Genomic DNA, 26819 nt, shown 5'->3' on the forward strand with positions numbered 1-26819 from the left:
AAGAAAACTGACACAAAATTACTATTTACAATGGGAAAAATAATTTTTTGTGGTCGTTGCATGTCTAAAGATTTCATCTATACTTAATATAGTGGAACTTTCCACAATAAAACATATGGTGGTTCGTAAACATCCCACCTAAAAAAACTAGGAGGTTTTTCATTATGGAAAAATCAAATCAGGCTGTTTCGGAAATGACCAAAACAGCTTTGATAGCGGCACTTTATGTCGTGCTCACGGTAGCGCTGATCCCATTGGCCTATGGCCCGATTCAGTTGCGTTTGTCAGAAATGTTAAATAATCTAACGGTATTCAACAAGCGTTATATTTGGGCAGTAACTTTGGGCTGCTTAATTGCAAACCTGTGGTCGTCGATGGGAGTGGTCGATGTCGTTTTCGGAACTTTAGGGACCCTAGTTATGACCTCGATCAGCTGGTTTTTGAGCAAACGTACATCATCAGTCCCATTAAAGTTGATCATCAGTGTGGTAGTTTGTACGTTGATGTCTTGGAGCGTAGCTTTGGAGTTACACATCGTAAGTCAGGCTCCGTTTTGGTGGACCTTTTTGACGGTCGGCATTGGTGAATTCATTGCTACGGCTGTCGGTGCAGTTTTGACATATGTAATTTCACAACACTTTGATCTAACTGCATAAAGGGCCAGTTTGAACTTGTAAGGATGCGGAGGAGCGTTAATTATGACATTTGAAAAAATACTACCTGAATTAAAAGTAGGCAAAAAAGCCGTTCGCCAAGAATGGGGCGGAAGTGAAAAGTATATTTTTGTTGTTGATGGAGATACCAGAAATGGCGAGGCCATCAATCCTTATTTTTTGATTAGAACAAAAGAAGAACCAGCTTTATCACAATTTATGCCAAATTCTTGTGATATTTTGGCTGATGATTGGAAGCTGGTCGAATAATGGCAGAAAACTTACCTTTTAGGAAACGTGTAGTTATTGTGACCGGTGCAGCCTCCGGTATTGGCCTGGCTCAAGCTGAACTTTTTCTAGCTAAGGGCGCTCGAGTGTGGGGCGCTGATATTCAGGAAACAAAGCCGGTCAAACAGATGGTGGGCAAATACCAAAAATATTTTTCCTTTGTTCGGTGTGATGTCCGGCAAAAAGCAAAAATAACTGCATTGGTCGATCAAGTATTAGCAGTTTCTCGACAGATCGATATTTTACTAAACACGGCAGGTATCTTGGATGCTTACCGTCCCACTTTAGAAACAAGCGAAGAGCAATGGGATAATGTGATGGCAACTAATTTGAAAAGCATGTTCTTGCTTACTAATAAGTGTTTGCCGCAAATGCTGACGCAAGGATACGGAACGATCGTTAATATGTCCTCGATCGCTGGTTTGGTAGCTGGCGGAGGTGGCGCAGCATACACAGCCGCCAAACATGCTGTAATCGGCTATACTAAACAGCTCGATCATGATTATGCAGGTCGCGGTATCCGAGCTAACTGTATTGCACCGGGGGCTATAAAAACTCCGATGAATAAGGCTGATTTTGAGGGGGAAGGACGAATGGCAAAAGAAGTAGCCGCTCAAACGCCTGCTTTGCGATGGGCACTTCCAGAAGAAGTTGCGTTGTTAACTCTGTTTTTAGCTTCTGATAAAGCTGATTATATTCATGGAGCGGTAGTCCCGATCGATGGTGGGTGGACCGAAAAATAGAAAGAAGCTCAACAAGCATATCACCGTGATATGCTTGTTGAGCTTTTATTTATCGTAAGGGCTTAAAATTGTATTCTGACCCGATTTGCTTTCACAATGAATGTATGGGATTCGATGTCATGGTAAAACTAACGGGTAGAAATTCTTGCTTACTTGAACTATAAACACTAAGCGATGCAAGCAAACCTAAAATACAGGGCTTATTTTTTTGCCTGCCATTCGTCTTTGAACTCAGAAAGAAAATCAAGCATGAAGCGTTGCCGATTTTCTGCGATCTGCTTGGCGCTGACAGTGTTTAACTTATCCTTGATCTTCAATAATTTTTCATAGAAATGGTTAATGATCGTTTCGTTTTGTAAGTTACGGTATTCTTCTTTGGTCATTGATTCGCGCGGTTTGATACGGGGATCATAGATCTTTTCAGAATGGTGACCACCAAAATAAATAGCGCGTGTAACTCCAATAGCACCGATAGCATCTAACCAATCGGAATCTTGAACGATCTGTCCTTCAAGCGGCAGTTGGACGGCATTTCCATCAAGCGTATGGGCAAAAGACATGTTTTGAATAATGAATAAAACTTTTTTAGACTGTTGAGGAGAAACTTCGCTCTCAGTTAAAAAACTTTGCACGTCATCTAAGGCTGCTTGTGGGTCAGCAACTAACTTGTCGTCGATCACATCGTGTAAGTACGCTGCGGCTAAAGTTACAAGGAGATCGGCATTTTCTTGTGCACTAAGCTTACGTGCCATTGCTACGACTCTTCTAATATGGTCAAAACCGTGGCCGGTCCTATCCTGAGTCATGTGAGCATGTGAGTACTCAGCTATTTTATCTAATTGTTGTTCACTGTTCATGAATAACCGCTCCTTATATATAAATTTTGATACAAATTTGGACAAGTATAGCACATGGTTGACGGAGTGCAAAGATATAAAATGTGCTTATTTTCCTTTTTTTGTAGAATCCGCGATAAATTTTGAGTAAATATCAATTAGATAAGGTGTAAAGAAAGCATCAGAACCATGAGGACAGTTTTTGAGCTTATATAGATCAACTTGGGTGTCCAAATGGTCCAAGAATTTAAAGAATGACAAGCTTTCTTGATAGTCTACTTGCTTGTCGTTATCACCATGGATCAACAAGAAAGAAGGTAGTTTACGTTTTCCTGCTAATTTAGATAAACTTGGAAGATCAAGGGAGTTGAACTTTCCTGAAATGGTGAGGCAGCTCCGAAAATGAAGAGGCAAAGTATGAACATCTTCTCGGTTGATCTTTTGTTGACCTGCACCTAAAACGGCTCCAGCAGCAGCGTAGGCGCCGTGTCCTTCACCCATCGCTATTATTCGGTTAGAGTCTAGCTGGTATTTCCACGCGTGCAGCATTAAAAAACGCCCCGCCGAATTAAAATTTTTCAGTGGTTCTCGTTTTATTTCATCTAATAAAGCAACTGCATAGCCCTTGTAAGTAAACTGTAATAGCGCATTCAAGCGGTCGACCTTATCGGCAGGTGCAAATAAAATGACTGGATAATGCGGCTGTTTTTGTCCGCTTAAATTTGGTGGAACACACAAGGTTAGTTTTGCAGTTTGATGGAGGTCTTTATAGTAAACAAGATCTTGCCAAATATGTGTGTGCTGTTCTTTGAGCGGTTCTTCTAATTCATAGATATGATTTGTTTTTTGCAACTGATGAGCCTCCTTAAAAACAGAGCGGAGCATGGCGTCCAGAAGGCAAGTCCGTTAGGCGCAACCTGCTGCCATGCGCAGCTCGACTAGAAAAACAGGGCGGAGTGAAGCGAGAGAAAGTGAGCACTATCGTAGTCTAGCCATATAGTGCGGTCTTGGCACTGTGAGGTCTGAGCTAGATAAGCGGAATCGCTTGTCTAAACCCTGTTTTAGAAAATTGTTTTTCTTTTCCTATATATGTTACTCTATTCTTCGCGTGAAAGGTTGTATTTCAGACTTAAATAATTTAAACTGTAGGAAGTGCGTGAAACATTATTTAAGCTGTTTTGTTTCACAAAAAGAAACGAAGAGGACCTAAATGAAACCAGCAGAATTTTATAAGACACTACAAAAACAGAATATCGAACTAACGCCACGACAGCAAGAACAATTTGCTACATACTTTAAATTATTGGTGGACTGGAATCAAAAAATCAATTTGACTGCCATCACAGCCGAAGAAGATGTGTATTTGAAACATTTTTACGATTCTTTGATCCCTGCTTTTTATTTACCAGAATTACGCAAAGAAGCATTATCTTTTTGCGATGTCGGTGCCGGTGCTGGCTTTCCATCTCTGCCTTTAAAGATCTTGTTTCCGGCGTTAAAGGTCACGATCGTCGACTCATTAAACAAGCGGATCAAGTTCTTAGATGATTTAGTCAAGAAGTTGGAGCTCGAGGATGTGACTTTGATCCACGCTAGAGCCGAGGACTTTGGGGCACGTAAAAGTGAGGTTAGAGAGAGTTTTGATATTGTCGCAGCCCGTGCGGTCGCTAAATTACCAGTTTTATCGGAATTGTGTTTGCCTTTGACGAAGGTCGGCGGAAAATTCGTCGCTTTAAAAGCTCAAAAAGCAGAAGATGAGTTAGACCAGGCCAAATATGCATTTCAAATACTAGGTGGTCAACTGCAAGAAGATATTGAAACTCAGCTACCTGAGAATGGTGAACAAAGGCATATTATTGTGATCAATAAAGAAAAGACCACTCCGAAGAAATATCCGCGTAAGGCTGGCACACCTAGCAAAGAACCCTTAGTAAAATAAAAAGCTCCAATTAGGCTGATCATTAATAGTATTTTGTAATGTAAATATATAGCATCGAGGAGGCAAGTCATGGCATTTTCATTTTTTGGCAAGAATAAACACGAAGAACAACCACATAAAAGTGATGAAATTGTCCAGATCCCTTTAACGGAGATCATCTCTAACAGATTTCAACCCCGACAAATCTTTACTAAGGAAAGTATCTCCGAATTGGCGGATACGATCGATGAACATGGATTGTTGCAACCGATTATTTTACGGGAATATGAGTCCCACAAGTATGAGATCATAGCGGGTGAGCGACGGTTTAAGGCCATTGAGACTTTAAATTGGGTAAAGATACCAGCTATTGTGCGTAAAATGTCTGATACTGAGTCTGCTTCAATGGCTGTTATCGAAAATTTACAACGTGAAAGTTTGACGGCTATCGAAGAAGCTCAGGCTTATCAACAGTTAATGAAACTGAATGATTTGACGCAGGGGCAGCTAGGCCAAGCAATAGGTAAAAGTCAGTCGTTCGTGGCTAATAAGTTAAGGTTGTTAAAATTATCAGCTCAAGTTCAACAGGCCATTTTACAACGTAAACTCACTGAAAGGCACGGGCGGGCACTTGTCAGCCTTGAACCACAGGAACAAGATAAAATACTGGCTCAAATCGTAAAACAAGACCTATCAGTCAAAGAAACTGAACAGTTGGTCCAAAAAAATGCCAAGAAAAAGTCGCGGCCTAAAAAGAAACCGAAAGTTCACACCAAAGGGACTTCTAGAAGCATGAAGGTTGCGGTCAATACGATCAAGAAGTCAGTCAAAATGGTCCAAGATGCAGGCGTTGAATTAAAAACGAGTGAAGAGGATGTTGCTGGCTTTCATAGGATGATCATTGACATTCCCTTAGATGATACAGAGCAAAGAGATAAGGACAAATAATTAGGAGGTAATCATTCCGATGGGAGTAGTTATTGCGTTAGCGAACCAAAAGGGCGGCGTTGGTAAGACAACGACTGCGATCAATTTGGGAGCCGGACTGGCAGAAAAAGGTAAGAAGGTCCTCTTGATCGATTTGGATGCTCAAGGCAACGCAACAAGTGGTTTGGGTGTTAGAAAATCCGAAATAGAAGAAGATATCTATGATGTTTTGGTTAACGAAACACCAGTTGAAGACGTGATCATCAAGACAGACACAGAAAATTTGGATCTGCTTCCTGCTACTATCCAGTTATCGGGTGCGGAAATTGAGTTGACTTCGCAAATAGCGCGCGAAAAACGTTTGTCAGATGCGATCTTGCCGATAATAGATGATTATGATTATGCTTTGATCGACTGTCCTCCATCATTGGGCTTATTGACGATCAATGCTTTTACCACCTGTGATAGTATCTTGATCCCCGTTCAAAGTGAATATTATGCTTTGGAAGGATTGAGCCAGTTGATGAATACTGTTCACCTGGTTCAAAAACATTTCAATCCTGATTTGTACATTGAAGGGGTTTTGTTAACGATGTTTGATTCCCGCACAAATCTAGGTAATCAAGTTGTGGAAGAAGTTCGGAAGTACTTCAAGGAAAAGGTGTATAAGACTATCATTCCACGCAGTGTGCGTTTATCTGAAGCACCAAGTCATGGAATGTCGATCATCGAGTATGATCCAAATTCTAAAGGAGCTTGGAAGTATATGTCATTGACCAAGGAGGTTTTAGCTGCCCATGGTGAATAAGAAGAAAAATTCAAAGGGATTGGGTCGTGGGATAGAAGCTTTGTTTGAAGATTTTTCGGAGGAAGCTTCTGAAAATGAAACTGTTGCCGAAATTTCTTTAACTGAGATCCGCCCGAATCCGTATCAGCCTCGAAAAAACTTTGACGAAAAGGGCTTGTCGGAATTGGCAGACTCGATCAAAAAAAGTGGTGTTTTTCAACCGATAATAGTAAGAAAGTCAACTGTTAAAGGATATGAGATCATTGCTGGCGAGCGGCGTTTCCGTGCTTCAAAATTGGCTGAGAAAAAGACGATCCCAGCAATTGTTCGTGAAGTTGATGAAGAACGAATGATGGAGATCGCGGTTTTAGAAAATCTGCAGAGGGAAGATCTAAATCCGGTCGAAGAGGCTGAAGCATATAATACTTTGATGGAAAAATTAAACTTGACTCAAACTCAAGTCTCTGATCGTTTGGGCAAATCACGCCCCTATATTGCAAACTATTTACGTCTGCTAAGTTTGCCGACTGAAGTAAAAACTATGATCCGGCAAGAAAAACTGTCTATGGGACAAGCACGGACCTTATTGTCTGTTAAAGACAAGAAAAAAATATTGGGTCTGGCTAAGAAGGCTGTAGCAAAGAAAATGACTGTTCGCCAGTTAGAAGCGGCAGTTGATGCCTTGAACGGTGATTTAAAAAAGCAAGTTAAAACAAAGCACAAAAAAACTTCTCCATTCATTAAAGAAAGCGAAGAGCTTCTTGGTGAAAAATTTGGAACAAAAGTCGCTATTAAGGGCAATGAAAAGTCTGGCAAGGGAAAGATCGAGATCAATTACCTGTCAAATGATGACTTAAACAGGATCTTAGATGTTTTGAATATTCGTTTGGATTAAGCAGGTGAGAAGATGTACGAATTACATGATTTTGTAGAAATGAAAAAGCCGCATCCTTGTGGCACAAATCGCTGGGAAATTGTCAGAATGGGGATGGATATTAAAATCAAATGCACAGGTTGTGGTCGTTTGGTAATGTTATCCCGCAAAGAATTTGAACGGCGCATGAAAAAAGTATTAGCTAAGTAAGCAGTATTGAAAATAGAAAGTAAGGAAGAGTGAAATTAGACTATGGCATTGACAGCAGGTATCGTAGGTTTGCCTAATGTTGGTAAATCAACATTATTTAACGCAATTACAAAAGCGGGCGCTGAGATGGCCAACTATCCATTCGCCACGATCGATCCGAACGTGGGTATGGTTGAAGTACCAGATAGTCGTTTGCAACGGATCGATGAGATCGAACCAGCTAAAAAAATCATCCATACGACCTTTGAATTTACCGATATTGCTGGGATCGTTAAGGGTGCCAGCAAGGGCGAAGGTTTAGGAAATAAGTTTTTGGAAAATATTCGCCAAGTTGACGCGATCGTGCACGTTGTTCGAGCTTTTGATGATGACAATGTGACACACGTATCTAACAAGATCGCGCCCTTAGACGATGTTGACACGATCAATTTGGAATTGGTTTTGGCAGACCTTGAGGCCGTTAACAAGCGTTATGCGAAGGTTGAAAAAGTTGCCCGCACGACGAAAGACAAGGAAGCTATCGCTGAATTTAAAGTTCTCGAAAAAATCAAGCCGGTGTTAGAAGATGGCAAGTCAGTCCGGACGATCGAATTCAACGAAGATGAGCAAAAAATCGTTAAGGGCCTGTTCTTGTTAACTGCCAAACCAGTTTTATACGTAGCTAACATTGCTGAGGAAGATATGGCTGATCCGGAAGCAAGCAAATATTTTAAAGAGATACAAGAATTTGCAGCCACTGAAGGTTCGCAAGCTTTGGCCGTCTGTGCACAAACCGAAGAAGAAATCGCTGAGCTAGATGATGATGACCGCCAAGATTTCTTAGAGGCTGAAGGTGTTGAAGAATCCGGCTTGGATCGTTTGATAAAAGCTTCGTATAAATTGTTGGGCTTAGCAACCTTCTTCACTGCTGGTGGTAAAGAAACACGTGCCTGGACGTTCAAAAAAGGGATGAAAGCCCCGCAAGTTGCAGGTGTTATTCACTCAGATTTTGAGCGTGGTTTCATCCGAGCAGAAACAGTTTCATTTGATGACTTGGATAAATACGGCAGTATGCAAGCGGTCAAAGAAGCTGGCAGGTTACGCTTAGAGGGCAAGGATTATGAAGTTCAAGATGGTGACATTATTGAATTCAGGTTCAATGTCTAAAACAGGGAGGAGTGAACCGAAAGACCTCGAACACTAATGGGCTCTGCATTATGATGTGTAGGCTTCACATCCTGATGCCAGAGTAGATCAGGCAGAAAGGTCTGGTTCATGGAACTCGACTAAAAAACAGAGCGAAGTGTGGCGTTTAGAAGGTGAGCATATCGAACTTAGATTTGATAGTGCGTTTTTTGCACTATGAAGTCTAAGTAGGATAAGTGGAACTTTCTGCCATACGGAGCCCGACTAAGAAAACAAGCCATTTAAGCTGGGGTTACACCGTAACATATTTTTATAGGCAGAAAATCGCTTTGGCCTATGACAGACACAGCTTTTAAAATTAACATTTGGCTAGGAGAATGGAGGACTTTTCTTGAAAAAAGGAACAGTTAGGGAGAAAAATGAAAAGGCCGCAAAAAAGCAGGCTCAACATCAAGAGCATGCTGAAGTTACTGTATGTGATGGTGAATTTGCTGGATTGACTAAGCGCAGCGAAGATTTCATGTTTCATTTGAATAAAAATTTGGATGAGCATGATTATGATCCTGTAAAAAAAGAAGAAGTATTAAACGAAACTTATCGTGAATTATTGGACAAGCAAAAAAGTGGTATTACAGCGGCTAAATTGTACGGCCCTGTGACAACATATGCTGAGAAAATTATTCACGGGCATAATCAAAAAAAAGAAGAACGTTCTACCAGTAACGTCTTTTGGCTGATGGCGTTGGATAATGGTTTGATCATGTTCATTATGTTCTGCTTAATGTATGCTTTAGTGGGATTTTTCGATCAAGGCAAGAATTCAGTCAACGGCGGCTGGGTCACCTTACTTGGTACATCGGTCATCGCCGGTGTCGGATTGGCATTCTTCTACGTCATGATGGACCCTAATAGATCTAAAGGATCAAATCATAAAATCGCGCGTGGGATCATCGTCACGCTGGAATTAATTGCAATTTGGATGGTAGCGTTCGGTTTGATCGCGCTGGTACCAGCTAGGTTTAATCAAACATTGAACCCAGTTATCTACGTAATTTTAGGTGTTGTTGCCTTTGGTGTCAGATATTTCTTGAACCAAAAGTTGCATTTCCCCAAAATGGGTCGTACTGCTCAAAGAAGGTAATAATAAAAAACAAGTCAGTTCTTCACATTTGTGAGCTGACCTGTTTTTTCGGGCGCAGAAATTTGAAATTGTCTGAGTTTCGCAGTCCGACTAGAATTTGAGTAGTTGAGTTTTACGCTTAAACGTTTGGTAATTGTTTCATGCCAGTATATTTACGAATAGCTTCAGCAACACCGCCATTATCGTTCGAACTAACAACGTGTGTGGCGGCTTTTTTTACTTTAGGAAAAGAGTTTTCTACAGCGATCCCGATACCGGCTTCCTTGATCATTGGCAAGTCATTTTCTCCGTCGCCGATAGCCATTGTTTGTTCTAAGGGAATGTGCGTCAGTTGAGCAACGGCTTCGACTGCTTTCATTTTTGAAACATTTTGATCAACGATCTCCAAATATGTTGGTTTTGAACGGAGGTAACTTAGCTGCAATCCAGGCTGCTTGTCTAGCTGTTCTTCTAAAATATTGATCTGGGCAGGATCGCCCATACAAAGGATCTTATGTATGGGTTGATCCTCAGACCCTAATTGTTGATCGAATGGTGCGACTGTTGCTGATCCTCCTGTGATCTCTTCTTCTTGTTCGACCCAGTCGTTATGCTGTTGGACTAGCCACTTTTTTCCGGGAAAAACATTAACGCTGACAGACAGGTTTTGTTGGTCCACGATCTCCAAAATATTAGGCAAAACATTGGTATTCATTGTTTTTTCAAACAAAGTAGTAGTCTGGGTCGAATCTTTTGCTGTTTGTAAGACCAAGGCACCATTTAAACAGATCTGCAACGAAGCACAGCCAAGTTGCTTTGCCAGTGCTTGTAACCCCATTGGTGGACGAGCGGAAGCCAATACAAAGGTCCCACCAGCACCAACATAATCTTGAATTGCTGAGCTGACCTGAGGTAAAAGCTTATTTTCACTTGATGTCAATGTGTTATCTACATCGCTGAATACTATTTTTATCTCGAGCATTGATTTTCCTCCTGACCTATTCAGTTTTATCTTACAATTATTTGAAAGTCTTATCAAACAGAATCAATGGTCTATGTATGTTATGGAATACACTATCATGATAAAACATGGTAAAATTTATATAAATATATAGAACTCAAGGGGTGTTTGAGATGCCGTTGCTTGTAGTGGTCATTAGTGTTGTGTTGCTAGTAGTTTTGATCGTTAAATTTAAAATGGAAACTTTTAGTGCTTTGCTTTTGATCTCACTGTTAGTTGGCGGAATCTTGGGGATCCCCCTTGCAAAATTACCGCAGGTGATCGTTGACGGGATGAGTGAACAGCTGGGTGATTTGGCGTTGATCATTGGGTGCGGCTCAATGATCGGTAAACTACTTGCAGATGCTGGTGGGAGTTATGTAATTGCAAACAGGTTGATCGGTCGTTTCGGTAAGGCAAAAATGCAGCTTGCGGTTGTGTTGGCCTCCGCGATCATCGGCTTTGCACTTTTCTTTGAGGTTGGCTTAGTGGTTTTGATCCCGATAATTTTTGAGATCGCCCGTGAATTGAAGGTTCCACTAGCCAAATTAGCATTACCGATGGGGGCCACTTTAAATACGATGCATGGGCTGTTGCCTCCTCATCCGGCACCAACAGCTTTGGCTGAGATCGTAGGAGCGGATATTGGGGATGTGATATTAGTCGGGGTAGTAGTAGCGATACCTGCAATGCTGATCTCTGGACCTTTATGGAACGCGGTTTTACAACACTTTTTTCCTGGGATCTATCGTTATCAGACTAAGCTAAATGGTTTTGATGAAGATGAAAACTTGCTGCCAGGACAAAATTTACCTAAGTTTTCTACCAGTCTTTTGACTACGATGATGCCGGTGATCCTTATCGGTATCTTGACGATGATCCGTCAATTTGTGGATTTATCTCCAGCATTTGCTTCTGTGATCAAATTTTTTGCTGATCCTGATGTCGCGATGGTCGTGTCTTTATTATTTGCTATTTATACGATGGGTAAAAGACAGCAACGTACGATGAAACAGATCACCCATTCTTTAAACAAGGGGATCAAGCAAGTCATACTTGTTGTTTTTCTGACTGGTGCAGGCGGAGCGTTCAAAGCTGTTTTGGAGCAAGGAGGGATCACTACATACATTTCTGGTTTGTTTGGAGGGATCCATTTTTCTCCGATCGTCGCTGGCTGGCTGATCGCCGCCTTAATGCATGTTTCTTTAGGCTCATCTACGGTAGCTGCTATGACCTCTGCAAGCCTCATGGGGCCATTGATAGTGCAAACTAGCGCGGATCCAATACTAGTTGTTTTAGCTATCGGAGTCGGGAGTATCTTTGGTGATAACGTGACAGATGCTGGTTTTTGGATGGTAAAGGAGTATTTCGGTTTTTCTGTTAAGGAAACTTTTATTACATGGACGACAACAACAGCAATGATTGCTCTATCCGGCTTAGGTGTGATCTTGTTAATAAATGCCATTTGAGAAAAGCAAATTTTTTGATTCTGTCTTTTTCTGTCCTATGATGTAATTAGTTGTTAAAAATAGCGATGCGAGAATAAAAAGGGTGGTTTTTTGAGTAAGCTGGAAAATATGATCCCTATGACAATAGAGGTCAGGGATGCTTATGTGCATAATTTGAAACATATCGACGTTGATATTCCTTTACATCAAGTAGTGGCGATCTCCGGATTATCAGGGTCAGGTAAGTCTTCTTTAGCCTTGGGTGTTTTATATTCAGAAGGTTCGCGAAGATATTTAAGTGCTTTGTCTACTTATACAAGGCGCAGAGTGACACAGGCAAGCCCAGCTCAGGTATCAGCTGTCAAATACTTGCCTGCAGCTATTGCGTTACGTCAACGACCAAGCGTGCCCGGAAGTCGTTCGACAGTCGGAACGATGACAGAGACCTTGAATGTCTTGCGTCTGATGTATTCGCGCTTGGCTTCGCACCGTTGTCCAAATGGACATCAAGTACCACCAACGATCGAAGTTGCCCGTAAAATGGCAGTTGCAGGAGATGAGATGGGAAAGATAACTTGCCCGGTTTGTGGAGTGAAGTTTGCGGTCCCTGCTGCCGAAGATTTTGCATTTAATTCGACCGGCGCTTGCCCAACTTGTGGCGGCAGTGGACAAGTCCGTCAAATAGACCCTGAAACTTTGATCGCGGATCCGACTAAATCGCTCCAAGACGGGGCAGTAGCTTCGTGGCACTTGCCAGGTCGAAATTTCATGCCTTACGTGATCGAGCAGTTGGGTGTCCGGATCAATGTTCCATATCAGGACTTGACGGAAAAAGAGAAAGACTTGGTTTTACATGGTGAAAAGAAGCAATATCAAATTACGATCCCGTCGTCTACCGGCCGTGTTTTCAGTATGGATCATGCTTTATATGAAAATGCTTATCAAGCAGTTGAAGATACTGCCAAAAATTCAACTAACGAACGGACTTTGGCACGGCTAGATCGATTTTATAATTTTGCACAATGTCCAACTTGTCATGGAACCCGGTTGGCGCCACATTTATTGACGAGCTTGCTCGATGGTAAAAATATTGCCGAAGTCAGTGCAATGACACTTGAAGAAATAGCTGATTTTGTCAAGCAGCTTAGAGGACATTTGCCAGAAAATATGAAGACAATGGCTGAGCAGATCATCAAGGAGCTGACACAATCGTTGACCCCCTTGCTAGAACTGGGCCTTAATTACTTGTCTTTAGATCGTCCTGGAGCTTCTCTGTCAACTGGAGAATTACAGCGGATCCAGCTGGTCAAAACTTTGCACAGCCAGACAACAGGGGTTTTATATGTCTTAGATGAGCCCTCGATCGGACTACATCCGGCTAACGTGACTGGCTTGATCGACATTATGCACAGGCTAGTTCAGATGGGAAATTCAGTGGTGGTAGTTGAGCATGACCCAACTATTATCGCGGCTAGCGACTATATTATTGAAACCGGACCAGGAGCTGGGAAGGTTGGTGGGCAAATCGTTGCCTCTGGTACTCCAACACAGATCATGCAAAATGATGATTCCTTGATCGCACCGTATTTGTCGCGTGAAAAGGAATTGACTCAGCGTAGACTTATTCCTGAAAAAGAAACTTTTGCTGAAGGCAGCTTAGGTATACATGTGACTGATAAGTTTAATTTACATGATGTTTCAGTTGACTTTCCCCTCAAACGTTTGTCGATCGTTTCAGGATTTTCCGGAGCCGGTAAAACTAGTTTAATTTTAGATTCATTGATACCAGCGATCCAGGCACAGCAAAAAAAGCGTCCGTTGCCTAAGCATGTTGAGCGTTTAAATAATGATGAAATAAAAACTGTCAAGATGATCGATTCGACACCAGTTGGTAAAAACGTTAGGTCAACTGTGGCAACTTATTCAGGAATATTTGACCAGATCAGGTCGTTATTTGCCTCAACTCCTGCAGCTAAGCGTAAAAAATACACAGCCAGTCGTTTTTCTTATAATGTCAAGACAGGCGCGTGCCCTACTTGTAAGGGCACGGGAGTTATCAATTTAGACATTCAATATTTGCCGGATATGGAAGAAACCTGTCCAACGTGTGGTGGGCGTAGATATAATGATGATACTTTAAAGATCAAATGGCATGAATATTCGATCGCTGATATTTTGTCTTTAAGCATTGAAGATGCTCTTCCTGTATTTAAAGACCAACCTGCGATCTACCATACTTTACAGTTATTGAATGAGATCGGATTAGGTTATTTGATCCTAGGCGAAGGAACGCCTGCACTTTCAGGCGGTGAGGCACAGAGGTTGAAGTTGGCCTCACAGATGGGACGAGAACAAACTGGCACATTGTTTGTGTTCGACGAGCCAACAGTTGGTTTGCATCCTAAAGACGTTGAAGTTTTGCTTGAAGTTCTTGGAGGGTTATTGGAACAAGGAGCAACGATCATAGTGATCGAACATAATTTGCAGATGATAGCAAATGCTGACTATTGTCTTGACTTAGGACCTAAAGGCGGGAAACAGGGCGGTCAAGTCTTGGTTGCTGGCAGTTTAGAGCAGCTACGGCTGAGTTCAAGTTCGCTTACCGGCCAATATCTGCGTAAAGAGTTAAAAAATAGCAGTAAATAAATCAAAAAACGAAAAGATGAGGGCGAAAAATGGCAGGCATAGATGGACAATTGGCACTCGCATTGGCTAGTAGGCTTCAAATAGAAGAATTTCAGGTCGCAGCGATGATCCAAGACAATACCGGCAAAACTTTTACTTTGCGGGAACAAAATGTATTTCCTGGAGCTAGTTTGTTAAAAATTGGTATCGCTGACTATGTGAAAAATATTTGGCAACAAGAGCCTGGTATTTTGAAGCAAACCTTACATGTTCAATCTGAGCAACGAGTGGCTGGAGCAGGTGTCATGCACCATTTGGCACAAGACAACTGGAGTATACGCGATGTGGTGGCATTGATGCTATCTACTTCTGATAATACGGCTGCTAACATTTTGTTGGATCATTTTGGTATAAAAAATGTTAATGATTGGTTAGCAGACACCTTTCCCGGCATACAGTTACAGCGCAATTTTATTGCCCCAGTGGTCGCTGGCAAAGATAATTTTTTGACAGCAGAAGCCTTTTTGCCGGCTTGGCAGGCACTTTTTAAACAAGAAAATGAATTTACTGCCTTTTGCCAAACTGCATTGCATGAGCAGACAGAACGCGGTAAGTTGGTCTATTACGCCGATGACTTACAATTTACCGGTGATATGTATAATAAGACGGGCGACCTGGCCAATGTTGAACATGATTGTGCTCGTTTGAGATCGGGGCAAAAATGGTTCGATTGCATCGTGCTGACAAAGTTTGTCGAGCCTAAGGAACATCAAGCTGCTTTGGAATTGCAACGCGATATTGGGAAATTATTGATGCAAAGTTTAATGAGTGAGTAATACTGGTGAACTTTTGGTGGGTTTACCTTGCTGATGTAATTATTATTTTTTAGAAGCCTATTTTTTATTACCGCCTTCTAAGGGATCCTATGTGATTATGATTAGTTCTTTAGTAGTTTACGCCAGCTATTATTTGTTGAAAAAAGTGTGAAGAATAAATCTTAGTTTAAGCTAGATAAATAAATTTAAGGATTTGTTTATCTGGCTTTTTTTTTAACATAAATTATTTTTGGTGTCCCTTGCAAAATTAAGTCAAAGATCGAAGCGCATTTTTAGCCGGTGAAATGGACTAAAATAATGGGTATAAAACTACCTGCTTTTGTGAATTTTAATAGTTTCTACCGCAAATGTGATCAGATATAACGTGCCTAAAATACTATCTATCGCTACAATTAAAAGTGTAACTATTGTTTCTTTACTAAAGAGAGCAGCAATATTTAAAAGTGTTACTGGAGTTACCAGAAAGTTTAAAGCTTTGAACCATTTAGAATATGGTTGCAATATTTTATTCTTTTTTAATAATTCATCACCTGCTAGATATTAGCGCGTTTGAATAACATTAATTCAAGTATCAAAGTTTTTCGATCATAAAATTATACTGTTAAATGTGCACCTGAAATATTTGAAGAAAAATGCTTTAATTTGAAAAAGGTGTTTGTTGAATGTTTTTTGTGCAAAAGTAGTGTTTATTCACTATTATTAATTGCTGTTAGGTTTAAAAATTTATATAATAGAGATAGGAAATAGTTGTTGTTAACTCTAAGCAAATAAAGGAGCAGTGTTCAAAATGAATAAAAACATGTGGCTTGCCATTGTTATCGCTGTTTTAGTGGTACTTAGTATTATTTATGAATACATGACGCACAATTTTTCATGGGGGATCATTTTGCTCCAAGTTTTGTTTTTGGTTTATGCTTTACTCCAATTTAATAAACGGTAATGATATGCGGCCGTAGGGGTTGAATATTCTAAGGCACTCACTATTAAAGAGATGAGTGTGCTTTTTTGCGAAGGAGGGCCATATTAATGGCAGAACTTTATTTAATGCGACATAGTCAAACGTTATTTAATCAATTACATCGGATTCAAGGCGCCAGTGATTCACCACTAACGCAGAGAGGGATCGAAGATGCAAAAGAAGTAGGTGCTTATTTCAAACAACAAGGGATAAAGTTTGATCATGCCTACTCATCTACTCAGGAACGAGCTTGTGACACTCTTGAATATATAACAGACAAGACTCAAGGGATTAAAAGAGTGGAATTTTGGAGTATTTGAAGGTCAAAGTGAACAAATTAACCCTAAAGATGATTCAAAACGGCATTCTTATGGTGATTTTTTCTGCAATTTGGGGGAGAGTCGGATCTGCAGGTTCAAAAAAGGATGAATGATACATTGACTGAGATCATGAACCAGCCTGACCATGAACGTGTACTGGCTGTAAGTCATGGTGGAGCTTGTTTTATGTTTTTACAAAAATGGTTGCCTTATGAAGAAATTCTGCAACGTGTCAGTGATTTTCATAACTGTTGTATTTTAAAATTTACCTTCGAAGATGATAATTTTTCTTTTGTTGAAGCAACCAATGTCAAAGACCTTAAAAAAAAGACACGTGGAAGCTAGCTGTTGTGGTTGTTTGTTGTGAGTGATATCTTGAAGTTAGGAAAAGTTTAAAATAGGGGATGGACCAATAATGAAAACGCTCAATTTATATTTAGTACGCCATGGCCAAACTTACTATAATATTTTTAACAAGTTGCAGGGTTGGAGTAATTCACCATTGACGCAAAAGGGGATCGATGGAGCCAAGGACATTGGGCAACGACTGGCCGAGGTCCCATTTGCTGGCGCATTTTGTTCGGACACGGGTCGTGCGATCGCTACTGCCCAAATTATCCTAGCTGAAAATCAAACTTCAAACGTTAAGGAACCTAAACCTGCTCCTTATTTCCGGGAAGAATTTTATGGTTATTACGAAGGCACGGATATGAACCAATCCTGGTATTTGGCAGCCGGACCGCACGGACTCAAGACTCTTGGGCAAATTGTTGATAAATATTCATTTGATACCGCTAAAGATTTCTTAAAAGAAGCTGACCCGTTTGGAATGGCAGAAAATCATGAAGAGTATTGGGAGCGTGTTGATCAAGGGTTTGAATTGATCGCTTCAGATGAGAACCTTCATGATGGCGACAATGTCTTAGTCATTTCTCATGGTAATACATTGTTGAGTTTGATGGACAGATATGCAGCTGGACGCTATGACCTTAGCGAACGTCCTGCAAATGGCAGTTTGACAAAGTTAAAACTTGTTGACGGGAAGATCGAAGTTGTGAGCTATATCGAATAGCGGATACATGATGGCAAATTTGAATAAATAAATCGTGTTAAATAAAGCAGCTGGCGTAACTATATTTTGCAATATAATTACACTAGCTGCTTTATTGTTATACGGGATCGCTAAGTGATGGTCGCTGTAGAGAGCATTTTGTTGGATGTTAGGAGATTGTTTTTGAATCGATACGAGTAAAGAGGCTGATTAATTGGTCGTATGTATGGAAGTTGAACGTCCGGTCAAACGCTGACCGGCCTAAAGTATGAAAGATGAGCGTCTGGTCAAGGAACGACTGGCCCAAAGTAAGGAAGATGAGCGTTCGGTCAAAGTCCAACCGGGTAAAATTTGGTGAAAGCTATTTACACAAACTATAAAAATATAAAACTGCTTCATAACCAGAGGCAAGAGCCCTAGCTATGAAGCAGTCTGATAATTGGGTCTGAATTTTTTCAATTTATGTTAGTTATTTTTACTTGGAGCAAGTTGACGCAAGCCTGGTAGTGAGATCATTACTAAGAAACTGACGATATAAAGAGCTGACAAGAAGCCCATTGTGACGGCCAAGTTAAAGTGATCCATCAAAAGTCCGATAGCAACAGACGAGAAACCGCCGATCGCTCTACCAACGTTCATGATCAAGTTATTAGCTGTGGAACGGATCTCCGTTGGATATAAGCGACTGATCACAGCACCGTAGCCGCCGAACATGCCGTTTGAGAAAAAGCCGATGATCGCTCCGATGATCAACATTGACACATTTGTTTTGGCAAATAAGATTGCGAACATCACAGATGCTGAGCCTAATAAGAAAATTGTGAATGAAACGCGGGGGCCCAGTTTATCCATCAATTGGCCAAAGACGACCATGCCGAGGCTCATTCCGAGAATGGTTGAGACCATCCATAAAGAAGAGCCTGAAACTGTCAAACCTTGTTGTTTTTGCACAATGACAGGCAACCAGTTCATTAATCCGAAGTAACCAGCGATTTGTACGATAGTCATTAACATCAAACCAAGTGTTTGGATCGCTTTGTGTGGAGTATCAAACAGTTTTTTGAAAGAGGGCTTATTACGAGTTTCTTTTTCTTGTTTTTGAGCTGCGATAAAATCGGGAGTTTCCTTGACATGGCGACGAATGAAGTAAGTTAATATTACCGGTACGACTCCCAATAAAAACAAGGCATTCCATCCAAAATGCGGGATGATCAGGGCTGCCATCACGGCGGCAAAGATGGCACCGATTTGACCGCCGATCGCAGCGATCGAAGACATCCTGCCTATTTGATCAGAACGAAAGTTTTCAGCTAGTAAAGCTATCCCTACACCATATTCACCGCCGGCACCGACTCCTGCCAGAAAACGCATTAAGTAGATCGTCGGCAGTGAATGTGCAAAAAACATAGCTCCCGTTGCCAAGGCAAAAATAAAGATCGTGTAAGAAAAAGTTCTAACACGACCATACCGGTCACCAATAATGCCAAATAAGGCGCCACCGACCAACATGCCAATGTTAGTTAGTGAACCGATCAAACCAGCCTGGCCGCTTGAGATCCCGAGCTCTGAAATGATAGAAGCTAAGGAGAACGATAAAAACATGATATCCATGTTCTCGAGGGTAAAACCTGCTGCTGTAGATGCCGTTACCCATTTTTGCTGCTTAGTAAAGCTGTCTTTTGCCGTTGCTTCGACAGAATGATGCACTTGTTCCATATTCAATTCCTCCAAATGGCGCTCTCTGACACCGGTTATTTGTTCTTAAACATTCTTGCATAGTTAGTGAAAAAAAACAAGGAAAAAATGATAAAATCTCACAATTACAGTGTTATGGGAGACGACTTGTTGTAGAATGGGGGGTGTTACTTGAAAATTGGAGGAAATATGTATGAAAGCAATTCGTCACATGGAAAATGTGCATCGGCTTGTGATAAAAATTGGTACTAGTTCCTTGATCCATACCAATGGTAAGATCAATTTACAGGCGATCGACCAGTTGAGTTACACATTAACAGGCCTAGTCAATGAAGGTAAACAGGTAATATTAGTGTCCTCCGGTGCCATAGGTGTTGGTATGGGACAGCTGGGGTTGACTAAACGTCCCGGACAGATTCAAGCACAACAGGCGCTCGCTTCGATCGGTCAAAGTGAATTGATGACCGTTTATCAGCAGCGTTTTGCAGTTTATGGGCAGAAAATCAGCCAAGTTTTATTAACTCACGATGTTTTGGATTTTCCTGAAAGTCGACAACACGTACATCAGACAATGGAACAGTTGCTAAAGTGGGGGGTGATCCCTGTAGTTAATGAAAATGATACAGTTGCTGTTGATGAATTGGATCATCATACAAAGTTTGGTGACAACGATCAGCTTTCAGCAATTGTTGCGACACGGTCAAATGCGGATCTGTTGGTCATGCTTTCAGATATTGATGGTTTCTATACTAAGAACCCTTACAAGTTTACCGATGCCAAATTGATCGATGTTTTGCATGAGATCACTGAAGATTCGATACGCAAAGCCGGAGGTGCGATCACCGAACTAGGAACTGGCGGAATGACTACTAAATTAAAGGCTGCTCAAAGTATTTTGAACAATGACAAAATGATGGTTTTGGCTAATGGAGCAGACCCGTCCATTATTTTTAGGATCATGAATAATGAGCCAGTAGGCACGTTATTTATTGCCGCTCAGGCTAAGAAAAATAAAGAGGTAATTTAAGATGACAGAATTACTGAAAGATATGGGTAGTAAAGCACAACAGGCTTCAACAAGCTTAGCACAGCTGGCAACTACACAAAAAGATCGAGTACTTGAACAAATTGCTGTGTCGCTGGAAAAACATATCCCAGAAATCATAGAGGCTAATGAATATGATGTTGAACATGCTAATGGCTTGGATCAGAAGTTCGTAGATCGTTTGACGCTTGACCGAGAAAGGATCTTAGCAATGGCAGAAGGCGTACGCCAAGTGGCGGGTTTGCCTGACCCGATCGGTAAGGTTGAGCAAGGTTGGACTACTGAGGCCGGCTTACAGATCAGTCAACGGCGCGTTCCGTTGGGAGTGATCGGTATGATTTTCGAGGCGCGGCCAAACGTGACGGTCGATTCGGCTGCTTTGTGTTTTAAGTCGGGGAATGCTGTGATATTACGCGGAGGTAAAGAAGCACTGCAAACTAACATCAAACTAGCTCAGATCATACGTGATGTATTGCAAGAAGAAGGCTTGCCGGTCGATGCGGTCCAGATCATACGCGAAACTTCCCATGCTTTAGCCCAGGAGTTTATGCAATTGACAGATCACCTGGATGTTTTGATCCCTCGTGGTTCAGCGGGCTTGATCCAAACGGTGGTAAGAAATGCTTCCGTTCCCGTGATCGAAACAGGGGCAGGAAATTGCCATATTTATGTCGACGAAACTGCGGATCTTCAAATGGCCTGTGATATAGTTGTGAATGCAAAGACACAACGACCATCGGTTTGTAATGCGGCGGAGAAGCTGGTTGTTTCTAGTGAGATCGCGTCAAGCTTTTTGCCGCTAGTTGCTAAGGCTTTGCATAAGTACAACGTGGAATTACGTGGTGATGAGCGAGCTTGTGCAATACTCGGTGACCAGGCAGTCGCAGCTTCAGTGGACGATTGGGATACTGAATATAATAATTACATTATGGCGATCAAAGTTGTTGACTCATTGGATGAAGCGATCATCCATATCAATCAGCATAATACCAAACATTCCGAAGCCATTATTACTAAAGATTATCAGCATAGTCGCGAGTTTACTTCACGGATCGATGCCGCTTGTGTTTATGTGAATGCGTCTACGCGTTTTACCGATGGATTTGAATTCGGTTTTGGTGCCGAGATCGGAATTTCAACGCAGAAACTACACGCCCGTGGCCCAATGGGATTAAAAGAACTGACAACTACTAAATATGTGATCTTGGGCGAAGGACAGATCAGAAAATAAAATAATAAAAGATGACAGTCGCAGCAATTCCTTATGTTAGCTTGATAGGGAAAATTCCTGACGACTGTCATCTTTTTTGTTTATTCATCTAGTTCTTTAGCGGTTATATTGTAGCCACACACCGTATCAAAATCACCGCTCTTAACCGCAGTGTAGTGTCTTGGTCAGGAACGGATCGAACTGTCAGTTCATGAGCGTTATGATTAGAAGCCCTTGAATAATTGGTCTATCTGATCATACTCGTCTTGGCTTAAATTAACATCTACGGCAGTAATGTTGCTCTTGACTTGGTCTGCGTTCCGGGCACCAGGAATGACAACACTGATGTCTGGATCTTTCAAATACCAAGCAATGATAGTTTGGGCGACCGTTGCATCGTGAGCCTTTGCGATAGCGCGTACTTTGTCTAAAGCAGAGGTTATTGTCTGATATTGGTCTGCAGTATATTGCTTAAATTTGCTACCATCATCAGGACCATATTTACCAGTCAGCAAACCTGCAGCCAGTGGGAAGTATGGTACAAATGAGATCTGATTTTCCTTTAAGTAAGGGAATTCCGTTTGTTCAGCATCACGATGGACCAAACTATAATTGTCTTCAGCGATGTCCACGAGACCATCGGCGTTTGCTTCCTTGATTTGAGCAGGGGAGAAGTTGGAAACACCGATAGCACGGATCTTTCCAGCTTCTTTAAGTTCATTTAAAGCACCCACAGCTTCAGCTTTTGGAGTACCTTCGTCTGGGAAGTGAATGTAGAAAATATCAATATAGTCTGTGTTCAAACGTTTTAAAGCGTCATCAACTGATTTTTTCAAAAATGCAGGCGAATTGTTAAATTCTCCGTTTTTGCTTGGATCGTGAGCAGCCTTTGTGGCGATTACGATTTTAGAACGGTCATACTCTGAAATGACGTCCCCAATGATCTCTTCTGAACGGCCATTACCATAAGCAAAAGCAGTGTCTAACAAAGTAATACCTGAGTTTAGGGCTTCCTTAACTAGTGCATAACCATTTTCATCTTGTAGATCGTTAAATAAATTATGGCCGCCGACCTTGTTAGTTCCTAAGCCTAGTGTATTAGAAACTGTGACGTCACTCTTGCCGATCTTGATTTCATTAGTCATCAAAAATCCTCCTTATAAAATATAGAACATAGCAAGCCGCTCGATCCGCGAACATTATCGGAGTCAAGCACTGCAACGCGCCCTTCACGATGCGGTGTCTAACTTGGATAAGTGGAACGACTTAGCTTGCGCAGCTCAACTATGAGCAAAGTTACACCTAAATTTGTTTTCGGCTGCGCTTTACTGTTCAATTTCAGTATAGAAGAAAGTGAAAGTAAATCAAATTATTTTGTTTCTATAGACTGGAGAAATTTTTACTGTAAGTTTTTGATCTCTGCAATTGGCCTAAAGACCTAACTCTAACAGCTAATAATAATTTATAGGTGCAAGGTGAATTTCTTTGCCAAATTAAGCGGATCATTTTTTAACTTACCGTATTCATCGATTAAAGCATGAAATTCTTGTGCGTCGTTAGGTGAAAACTTCATTTTGCGTTCAACTTTTTGTTTTAATTGAACATAAGTAAAATTTTGGCCTATTAATGCGGCAAATAATTTTCGAGCATAAGCATCTGCTACAAAAACAGAACGGTCAAAAAGATATAATAATAAGACGTCTGCTGTTTCCGCACCAATTCCTGCAATTTTTAACAGCTCACGACGCAAGTCGGCCGTTTGTAGTTGGTTCAGACTATGAAAGTGCTCTTGATACATAGCTAAGATATTTTTTAAATAGTTTGCTTTGGCATGGTAAAAACCACTTGGCTTGATCAGTTTTTCTAGCTGTTCATTTGGCAATTGACGGATCGTAGTGGCATCGAAGGCAGTTGCTTGGCGTAAGTTCTCGAGCGATCGGGCAGCAGAATCCCAGTTCGTATTTGGAACTAAGATCATACCGCATAACATTTCCGGAACGCTTTCTGCCGGCCACCAATTTTGTGGACCAAGGTAGTTTGATAATGTTGCATAAAGTTGTTCTAAATTAGTGGACAAATTTATTTCCTTTCTTGAAAATTTGAGGTGAAATTGTGAATTTATCGTAACACTTTGAATAATAACATAGAAATTCAGTCTTTTTTTTATTATAATGACTGTGAAAGAAGAATTAATGAAATAGGTAAGCCGAGTAAGTATGTCATTTGCAAAAGCTATGTAAATTTAAGAAAACAATGTTAAGTGGTTGTTGTAAATTTTCAGTCTGAAAAAATAGTTGTGGAGGATAAATCGATAATGCAAGAAAATGCGGGGATCAAATTATTTGCGCTTAATGGAAACCTAGAGTTAGCAAAAGAAATTGCTGATCGTATGGGTGTTACTTTATGTCAAGCTTCTGTTAAACATTTTAGCGATGGAGAAATCCAGGTCAATATTGATGACAGTGTGCGTGGCGACGATGTTTTTATTGTCCAGTCGATCTCAGCTCCAGTCAACGAAAACTTCATGGAGTTGATGGTCATGATGGATGCTTTGCAGCGTGCTAGTGCTGGCTCGATCAATGCTGTCATTCCATACTATGGCTATGCTCGTGCCGACCGTAAGGCGCGCTCCCGTGAACCGATCACGGCTAAATTAATTGCCAATTTCATCCAACTTGCGGGTGCTGATCGTGTGATCACAATGGATCTGCATGCCGGTCAGTTGCAAGGTTTTTTCAATTGTCCAGTCGATCACCTATTGGCAATTTACGTGCAAGCACAATACTTTAAGGATTCTGGAATAGCTGATGATGTAGTCGTAGTTGCTCCTGATCACAATGGTGTTAAGGCTGCTCGTAATTTGGCAGAATTGTTGAAGGCTCCGATCGCGATCGTAGATAAACGCGATGGCGCTCGAATCGACCCTAAAAAAGCAATGGTCATTGGCGATGTTAAAGATCATAAGTGTATTGTGATCGATGATTTGATCGACACTGGAAGCAAAGCTCTTGATGCAGGGCTTGCATTAAAAGCAGCGGGTGCCGGCGATATTTATACTTGTGCAACACATGCGATCTTGTCTGGCAGTGCAGCTGAAGAATTACAAGAATCTGCATATAAGGAAGTTGTCGTCACTGATACGATCCAGATCCCAGAACAAAAGCGGGTCGATAAGTTAAAAGTCTTGTCAGTTGCACCGATTTTCGCAAAAGCATTGTCATTGATCTACCACAATCAATCAGTTGATACATTATTTAGTAAAAAAGATAATATATAATTTACGCGTGGTGCTAGTTCGTAATAATTTCATTTTTGTCAAAATCGAAAAAGCCGAGATTATAAACAAAAACTGTCAGTTCAATTTTTAACCCAAAGTCGATAACTGACCGCGTTAAATTAAGTTCAATACCGTAATTATCTACTAAAACTGCAAAACGTGCTTCGATCGTGCGGCGTGATCTTTTTAAAGCAACACTATTATTGTCCTAAATCACCTTGTAAATTACGCCGTTTTTGTTTGAACTTTAAGTGGTCCAATATGGTTATACTCCTTTTTGTTTGATTACTTAAAGGTCTAACCATATTGGGCTTTTTTGTAAAATTTGGGACAAAATTTTCTAATGTTACGAACTAGCACCGCGCGTTGTATGATTTAATTAGCCATATAAACCATAACAATGGACGGTATGGCTTTTTTAAATCGTTTGATATGGTGTTCCTCATAAAATTAAAATTAAATTAGAAAAATGGTTGTAAGTGATTTAGTTTTGATGCTAAAATTTAAACATGTGAAAAATAATGTGAAATGAGGGATTTTTTTGACAAAAGATCTAACTGCCAAAGACCTGCAAGAATTTAAAGCAGATTTAGACAAGACTCCTGCTAGTCAAGTAATAGCTCGAACTGTGCAACAAAATGGTATTCTAAAAGCGAGTGCTGATCATTCTTTTTTGAAAAATTTAGACAGAACTTTTTCGGTGGAAGTTGAAACTGATTCTGTAACTAACCAAAAACAAAGCGGGCGTTGCTGGCTATTTGCCACACTTAATACGTTGCGCCATGATTTTGCGAAAAAGCATCAGATCAAGGACTTCCAGTTTTCGCAAAACTATAATTCATTTTATGACCGATTAGAGAAAGCCAACAAAATGCTGGAATGGTCGCTTGATTTAATCGATCGTCCCGATGATGATCGTGAGTTTTTGTCGATGTTGCAATGGGGAAATGGTGACGGCGGTCAATGGGCCAACGGAGCGGCATTGATCAATAAATATGGCTTGGTCCCTCAGAGTGTGATGCCTGAAACATATAACAGCGATAAAACGAAAGAAATTTCGGACGTGTTGAACTATAAGCTAAAGAATGATGTTGTTGATCTACGAGCTTGTTATCAAGTTGGAGCAAGCGAAGACGAGCTGCGTGCTAGCAAGAAAGAAAAAATTGGAGAGGTTTACCGCATGTTAGTTTATGCATTTGGGCAACCTCCTGTTAGTTTTGACTTTGAATATCGTGATGATGATAAAAAGTATCATATCGACCGTGATCTAACGCCGCAACAATTTTTTCAAAAATATGTTGCAGTAGATTTTGACCAATATGCCGTATTGGCGGATGCTCCTGACCATGAAAGTAGACAAAATTTCAGTTTGCCGAGCCAAAATTATATTTTTAACGGTAAACCGGTGGAACTTGCTAATGTGGGTGTGAAAGCAATGAAAAAGGCTGCCATCGCTTCCTTAAAAGATGGTAAGATAGTTTGGTTCGGTTGCGATGTAGGACATTATTCTGACAGACAACTAGGGATTTTAGCTCCAGAATATTTCCAGAAAGCTGAATTATTCAACATCGATTTGACGATCAATAAGGCTCAACGTTTGGCAACACGTGAAGGAGAATGTTCACATGCGATGACATTAACTGGTGTCGACTTAGTTGAGGGAAAGCCCATCAAATGGAAGGTTGAAAACAGTTGGGGCGATAAAGTCGGTGAAAAGGGCTATTTCGTTATGTCGGATGAATGGTTCGATCAATATGTTTATGAGATCGTGGCGAAGCGCCAGTACCTTACTGCAGATGATCTGCAAGTAGTAGACGCACCAGCCAAAGAATTGGCACCGTGGGATTCATTAAGCTAAAAAGTGAAAAAATAC

General features: G+C 40.9%; 25 protein-coding genes, 2 pseudogenes and 1 riboswitch. Of the genes and pseudogenes, 20 read left to right on the forward strand and 7 right to left on the reverse strand.

The genetic code is table 11. The annotated features are described in order from the left end of the window. Positions 1–112 precede the first annotated feature (112 nt). Positions 113–157: riboswitch (PreQ1 riboswitch) on the forward strand. A gap of 7 nt (positions 158–164) precedes the next feature. Genes AC3XNE_RS06455 through AC3XNE_RS06465 form a run of 3 tightly spaced genes read left to right on the forward strand, consistent with a single transcriptional unit; the run spans position 165 to position 1684 of the window. Continuing rightward, entirely contained in the window at positions 165–656 is a 492-nt protein-coding gene (locus AC3XNE_RS06455) for a QueT transporter family protein (protein WP_489831290.1), read from the forward strand. 42 nt (positions 657–698) lie between these two features. Next, a complete protein-coding gene (locus AC3XNE_RS06460) occupies positions 699–923 on the forward strand; it encodes a DUF2829 domain-containing protein (RefSeq protein WP_489831291.1) in 225 nt (74 codons plus the stop codon). After that, the gene (locus tag AC3XNE_RS06465; protein WP_489831292.1) at positions 923–1684 is read left to right on the forward strand and encodes a 3-oxoacyl-ACP reductase; all 762 of its coding nucleotides are present in this window, start codon (positions 923–925) and stop codon (positions 1682–1684) included. Before AC3XNE_RS06460 ends, AC3XNE_RS06465 begins: the two co-directional genes overlap by 1 nt. Positions 1685–1884: 200 nt before the next feature. On the opposite strand, the gene AC3XNE_RS06470 is transcribed toward AC3XNE_RS06465, so the two are convergent. Beyond that, the gene (locus AC3XNE_RS06470; protein ID WP_489831293.1) at positions 1885–2541 is read right to left on the reverse strand and encodes an HD domain-containing protein; all 657 of its coding nucleotides are present in this window, start codon (positions 2539–2541) and stop codon (positions 1885–1887) included. Positions 2542–2628: 87 nt separating this feature from the next. Then, a complete protein-coding gene (locus AC3XNE_RS06475; RefSeq protein ID WP_489831295.1) occupies positions 2629–3372 on the reverse strand; it encodes a prolyl oligopeptidase family serine peptidase in 744 nt (247 codons plus the stop codon). Between the two features lie 358 nt (positions 3373–3730). Here AC3XNE_RS06475 and rsmG point away from each other — a divergent pair, with 358 nt between their 5' ends. From rsmG to AC3XNE_RS06510, 7 genes are all read left to right on the forward strand, one after another. Continuing rightward, the gene (gene rsmG / locus AC3XNE_RS06480; RefSeq protein ID WP_489831296.1) at positions 3731–4459 is read left to right on the forward strand and encodes a 16S rRNA (guanine(527)-N(7))-methyltransferase RsmG; all 729 of its coding nucleotides are present in this window, start codon (positions 3731–3733) and stop codon (positions 4457–4459) included. Positions 4460–4528: 69 nt separating this feature from the next. Then, the gene (gene noc / locus AC3XNE_RS06485) at positions 4529–5386 is read left to right on the forward strand and encodes a nucleoid occlusion protein (protein ID WP_489831297.1); all 858 of its coding nucleotides are present in this window, start codon (positions 4529–4531) and stop codon (positions 5384–5386) included. A 19-nt stretch (positions 5387–5405) separates the two neighbouring features. Beyond that, on the forward strand, positions 5406–6173 hold the full coding sequence (locus AC3XNE_RS06490; RefSeq protein WP_489831298.1) for a ParA family protein: 768 nt from the start codon (positions 5406–5408) through the stop codon (positions 6171–6173). Continuing rightward, positions 6163–7047 (forward strand): ParB/RepB/Spo0J family partition protein, encoded by an 885-nt coding sequence (locus AC3XNE_RS06495; RefSeq protein ID WP_489831299.1) that lies wholly within the window; start codon positions 6163–6165, stop codon positions 7045–7047. Before AC3XNE_RS06490 ends, AC3XNE_RS06495 begins: the two co-directional genes overlap by 11 nt. Before the next feature lie 12 nt (positions 7048–7059). Continuing rightward, positions 7060–7236: a DUF951 domain-containing protein gene (locus AC3XNE_RS06500; RefSeq protein ID WP_489831300.1), complete on the forward strand. Its 177-nt coding sequence runs from the start codon at positions 7060–7062 to the stop codon at positions 7234–7236. A gap of 42 nt (positions 7237–7278) precedes the next feature. Continuing rightward, on the forward strand, positions 7279–8382 hold the full coding sequence (gene ychF, locus AC3XNE_RS06505; protein ID WP_489831301.1) for a redox-regulated ATPase YchF: 1104 nt from the start codon (positions 7279–7281) through the stop codon (positions 8380–8382). A gap of 370 nt (positions 8383–8752) precedes the next feature. Continuing rightward, on the forward strand, positions 8753–9502 hold the full coding sequence (locus tag AC3XNE_RS06510) for a DUF1129 domain-containing protein (RefSeq protein WP_489831302.1): 750 nt from the start codon (positions 8753–8755) through the stop codon (positions 9500–9502). A gap of 118 nt (positions 9503–9620) precedes the next feature. Here the strand turns inward: AC3XNE_RS06510 and AC3XNE_RS06515 are convergent, their stop codons facing one another. Continuing rightward, a complete protein-coding gene (locus AC3XNE_RS06515; protein ID WP_489831303.1) occupies positions 9621–10463 on the reverse strand; it encodes a Cof-type HAD-IIB family hydrolase in 843 nt (280 codons plus the stop codon). Positions 10464–10615: 152 nt separating this feature from the next. Between AC3XNE_RS06515 and AC3XNE_RS06520 the strand changes: the two genes are divergently transcribed. From AC3XNE_RS06520 to AC3XNE_RS06545, 6 genes and pseudogenes are all read left to right on the forward strand, one after another. After that, positions 10616–11950: a gluconate:H+ symporter gene (locus AC3XNE_RS06520; RefSeq protein ID WP_489831304.1), complete on the forward strand. Its 1335-nt coding sequence runs from the start codon at positions 10616–10618 to the stop codon at positions 11948–11950. Positions 11951–12058: 108 nt separating this feature from the next. Then, positions 12059–14575: an excinuclease ABC subunit UvrA gene (locus tag AC3XNE_RS06525; RefSeq protein ID WP_489833382.1), complete on the forward strand. Its 2517-nt coding sequence runs from the start codon at positions 12059–12061 to the stop codon at positions 14573–14575. Between the two features lie 29 nt (positions 14576–14604). Continuing rightward, on the forward strand, positions 14605–15390 hold the full coding sequence (locus tag AC3XNE_RS06530) for a serine hydrolase (RefSeq protein WP_489831305.1): 786 nt from the start codon (positions 14605–14607) through the stop codon (positions 15388–15390). Positions 15391–16177: 787 nt separating this feature from the next. Further along, a complete protein-coding gene (locus AC3XNE_RS06535; RefSeq protein ID WP_489831306.1) occupies positions 16178–16330 on the forward strand; it encodes a hypothetical protein in 153 nt (50 codons plus the stop codon). A 104-nt stretch (positions 16331–16434) separates the two neighbouring features. Next, positions 16435–17013 (forward strand): annotated as a pseudogene (locus AC3XNE_RS06540) (histidine phosphatase family protein). Between the two features lie 70 nt (positions 17014–17083). Then, positions 17084–17740 carry a histidine phosphatase family protein gene (locus tag AC3XNE_RS06545; RefSeq protein WP_489831307.1) on the forward strand — a complete coding sequence of 219 codons (657 nt, stop codon included), beginning with the start codon at positions 17084–17086 and terminating at the stop codon, positions 17738–17740. Positions 17741–18184: 444 nt separating this feature from the next. On the opposite strand, the gene AC3XNE_RS06550 is transcribed toward AC3XNE_RS06545, so the two are convergent. Further along, entirely contained in the window at positions 18185–19435 is a 1251-nt protein-coding gene (locus AC3XNE_RS06550; protein WP_489831308.1) for an MFS transporter, read from the reverse strand. 172 nt (positions 19436–19607) lie between these two features. Here AC3XNE_RS06550 and proB point away from each other — a divergent pair, with 172 nt between their 5' ends. Together proB and AC3XNE_RS06560 are read left to right on the forward strand one after the other, a co-directional pair. Next, positions 19608–20441 (forward strand): glutamate 5-kinase, encoded by an 834-nt coding sequence (gene proB / locus AC3XNE_RS06555; protein ID WP_489831309.1) that lies wholly within the window; start codon positions 19608–19610, stop codon positions 20439–20441. Between the two features lies 1 nt (position 20442). Further along, on the forward strand, positions 20443–21690 hold the full coding sequence (locus AC3XNE_RS06560; RefSeq protein ID WP_489831310.1) for a glutamate-5-semialdehyde dehydrogenase: 1248 nt from the start codon (positions 20443–20445) through the stop codon (positions 21688–21690). A 203-nt stretch (positions 21691–21893) separates the two neighbouring features. Here the strand turns inward: AC3XNE_RS06560 and AC3XNE_RS06565 are convergent, their stop codons facing one another. Continuing rightward, entirely contained in the window at positions 21894–22814 is a 921-nt protein-coding gene (locus AC3XNE_RS06565; RefSeq protein ID WP_489831311.1) for an aldo/keto reductase, read from the reverse strand. A gap of 317 nt (positions 22815–23131) precedes the next feature. Continuing rightward, entirely contained in the window at positions 23132–23746 is a 615-nt protein-coding gene (locus AC3XNE_RS06570; RefSeq protein ID WP_489831312.1) for an endonuclease III domain-containing protein, read from the reverse strand. 237 nt (positions 23747–23983) lie between these two features. On the opposite strand from AC3XNE_RS06570, the gene AC3XNE_RS06575 reads away from it, so the two are divergent. Then, positions 23984–24946: a ribose-phosphate diphosphokinase gene (locus AC3XNE_RS06575; RefSeq protein WP_489831313.1), complete on the forward strand. Its 963-nt coding sequence runs from the start codon at positions 23984–23986 to the stop codon at positions 24944–24946. 13 nt (positions 24947–24959) lie between these two features. Here the strand turns inward: AC3XNE_RS06575 and AC3XNE_RS06580 are convergent. Next, positions 24960–25154, reverse strand: a pseudogene (locus AC3XNE_RS06580) (IS982 family transposase); the annotation flags it as partial. A 333-nt stretch (positions 25155–25487) separates the two neighbouring features. On the opposite strand from AC3XNE_RS06580, the gene AC3XNE_RS06585 reads away from it, so the two are divergent. Then, positions 25488–26804, forward strand: coding sequence for a C1 family peptidase (locus AC3XNE_RS06585; RefSeq protein ID WP_489831314.1), 1317 nt, complete (start codon positions 25488–25490; stop codon positions 26802–26804). The last annotated feature ends 15 nt before the right edge of the window (positions 26805–26819 follow it).

This window comes from Ligilactobacillus sp. JN-6 (Y).1, assembly GCF_058111525.1.

Excerpts from the sequence above, each read along its gene's own strand:
- AC3XNE_RS06455 (WP_489831290.1), top strand. The coding sequence starts at position 165 with ATGGAAAAATCAAATCAGGCTGTTTCGGAAATGACCAAAACAGCTTTG.
- AC3XNE_RS06460 (WP_489831291.1), top strand. The coding sequence starts at position 699 with ATGACATTTGAAAAAATACTACCTGAATTAAAAGTAGGCAAAAAAGCC.
- AC3XNE_RS06465 (WP_489831292.1), top strand. The coding sequence starts at position 923 with ATGGCAGAAAACTTACCTTTTAGGAAACGTGTAGTTATTGTGACCGGT.
- AC3XNE_RS06470 (WP_489831293.1), bottom strand. The coding sequence starts at position 2,541 with ATGAACAGTGAACAACAATTAGATAAAATAGCTGAGTACTCACATGCT.
- rsmG (WP_489831296.1), top strand. The coding sequence starts at position 3,731 with ATGAAACCAGCAGAATTTTATAAGACACTACAAAAACAGAATATCGAA.
- noc (WP_489831297.1), top strand. The coding sequence starts at position 4,529 with ATGGCATTTTCATTTTTTGGCAAGAATAAACACGAAGAACAACCACAT.
- AC3XNE_RS06490 (WP_489831298.1), top strand. The coding sequence starts at position 5,406 with ATGGGAGTAGTTATTGCGTTAGCGAACCAAAAGGGCGGCGTTGGTAAG.
- AC3XNE_RS06495 (WP_489831299.1), top strand. The coding sequence starts at position 6,163 with ATGGTGAATAAGAAGAAAAATTCAAAGGGATTGGGTCGTGGGATAGAA.
- AC3XNE_RS06500 (WP_489831300.1), top strand. The coding sequence starts at position 7,060 with ATGTACGAATTACATGATTTTGTAGAAATGAAAAAGCCGCATCCTTGT.
- ychF (WP_489831301.1), top strand. The coding sequence starts at position 7,279 with ATGGCATTGACAGCAGGTATCGTAGGTTTGCCTAATGTTGGTAAATCA.
- AC3XNE_RS06515 (WP_489831303.1), bottom strand. The coding sequence starts at position 10,463 with ATGCTCGAGATAAAAATAGTATTCAGCGATGTAGATAACACATTGACA.
- AC3XNE_RS06520 (WP_489831304.1), top strand. The coding sequence starts at position 10,616 with ATGCCGTTGCTTGTAGTGGTCATTAGTGTTGTGTTGCTAGTAGTTTTG.
- AC3XNE_RS06525 (WP_489833382.1), top strand. The coding sequence starts at position 12,059 with ATGATCCCTATGACAATAGAGGTCAGGGATGCTTATGTGCATAATTTG.
- AC3XNE_RS06530 (WP_489831305.1), top strand. The coding sequence starts at position 14,605 with ATGGCAGGCATAGATGGACAATTGGCACTCGCATTGGCTAGTAGGCTT.
- AC3XNE_RS06535 (WP_489831306.1), top strand. The coding sequence starts at position 16,178 with ATGAATAAAAACATGTGGCTTGCCATTGTTATCGCTGTTTTAGTGGTA.
- AC3XNE_RS06545 (WP_489831307.1), top strand. The coding sequence starts at position 17,084 with ATGAAAACGCTCAATTTATATTTAGTACGCCATGGCCAAACTTACTAT.
- AC3XNE_RS06550 (WP_489831308.1), bottom strand. The coding sequence starts at position 19,435 with ATGGAACAAGTGCATCATTCTGTCGAAGCAACGGCAAAAGACAGCTTT.
- proB (WP_489831309.1), top strand. The coding sequence starts at position 19,608 with ATGAAAGCAATTCGTCACATGGAAAATGTGCATCGGCTTGTGATAAAA.
- AC3XNE_RS06560 (WP_489831310.1), top strand. The coding sequence starts at position 20,443 with ATGACAGAATTACTGAAAGATATGGGTAGTAAAGCACAACAGGCTTCA.
- AC3XNE_RS06565 (WP_489831311.1), bottom strand. The coding sequence starts at position 22,814 with ATGACTAATGAAATCAAGATCGGCAAGAGTGACGTCACAGTTTCTAAT.
- AC3XNE_RS06575 (WP_489831313.1), top strand. The coding sequence starts at position 23,984 with ATGCAAGAAAATGCGGGGATCAAATTATTTGCGCTTAATGGAAACCTA.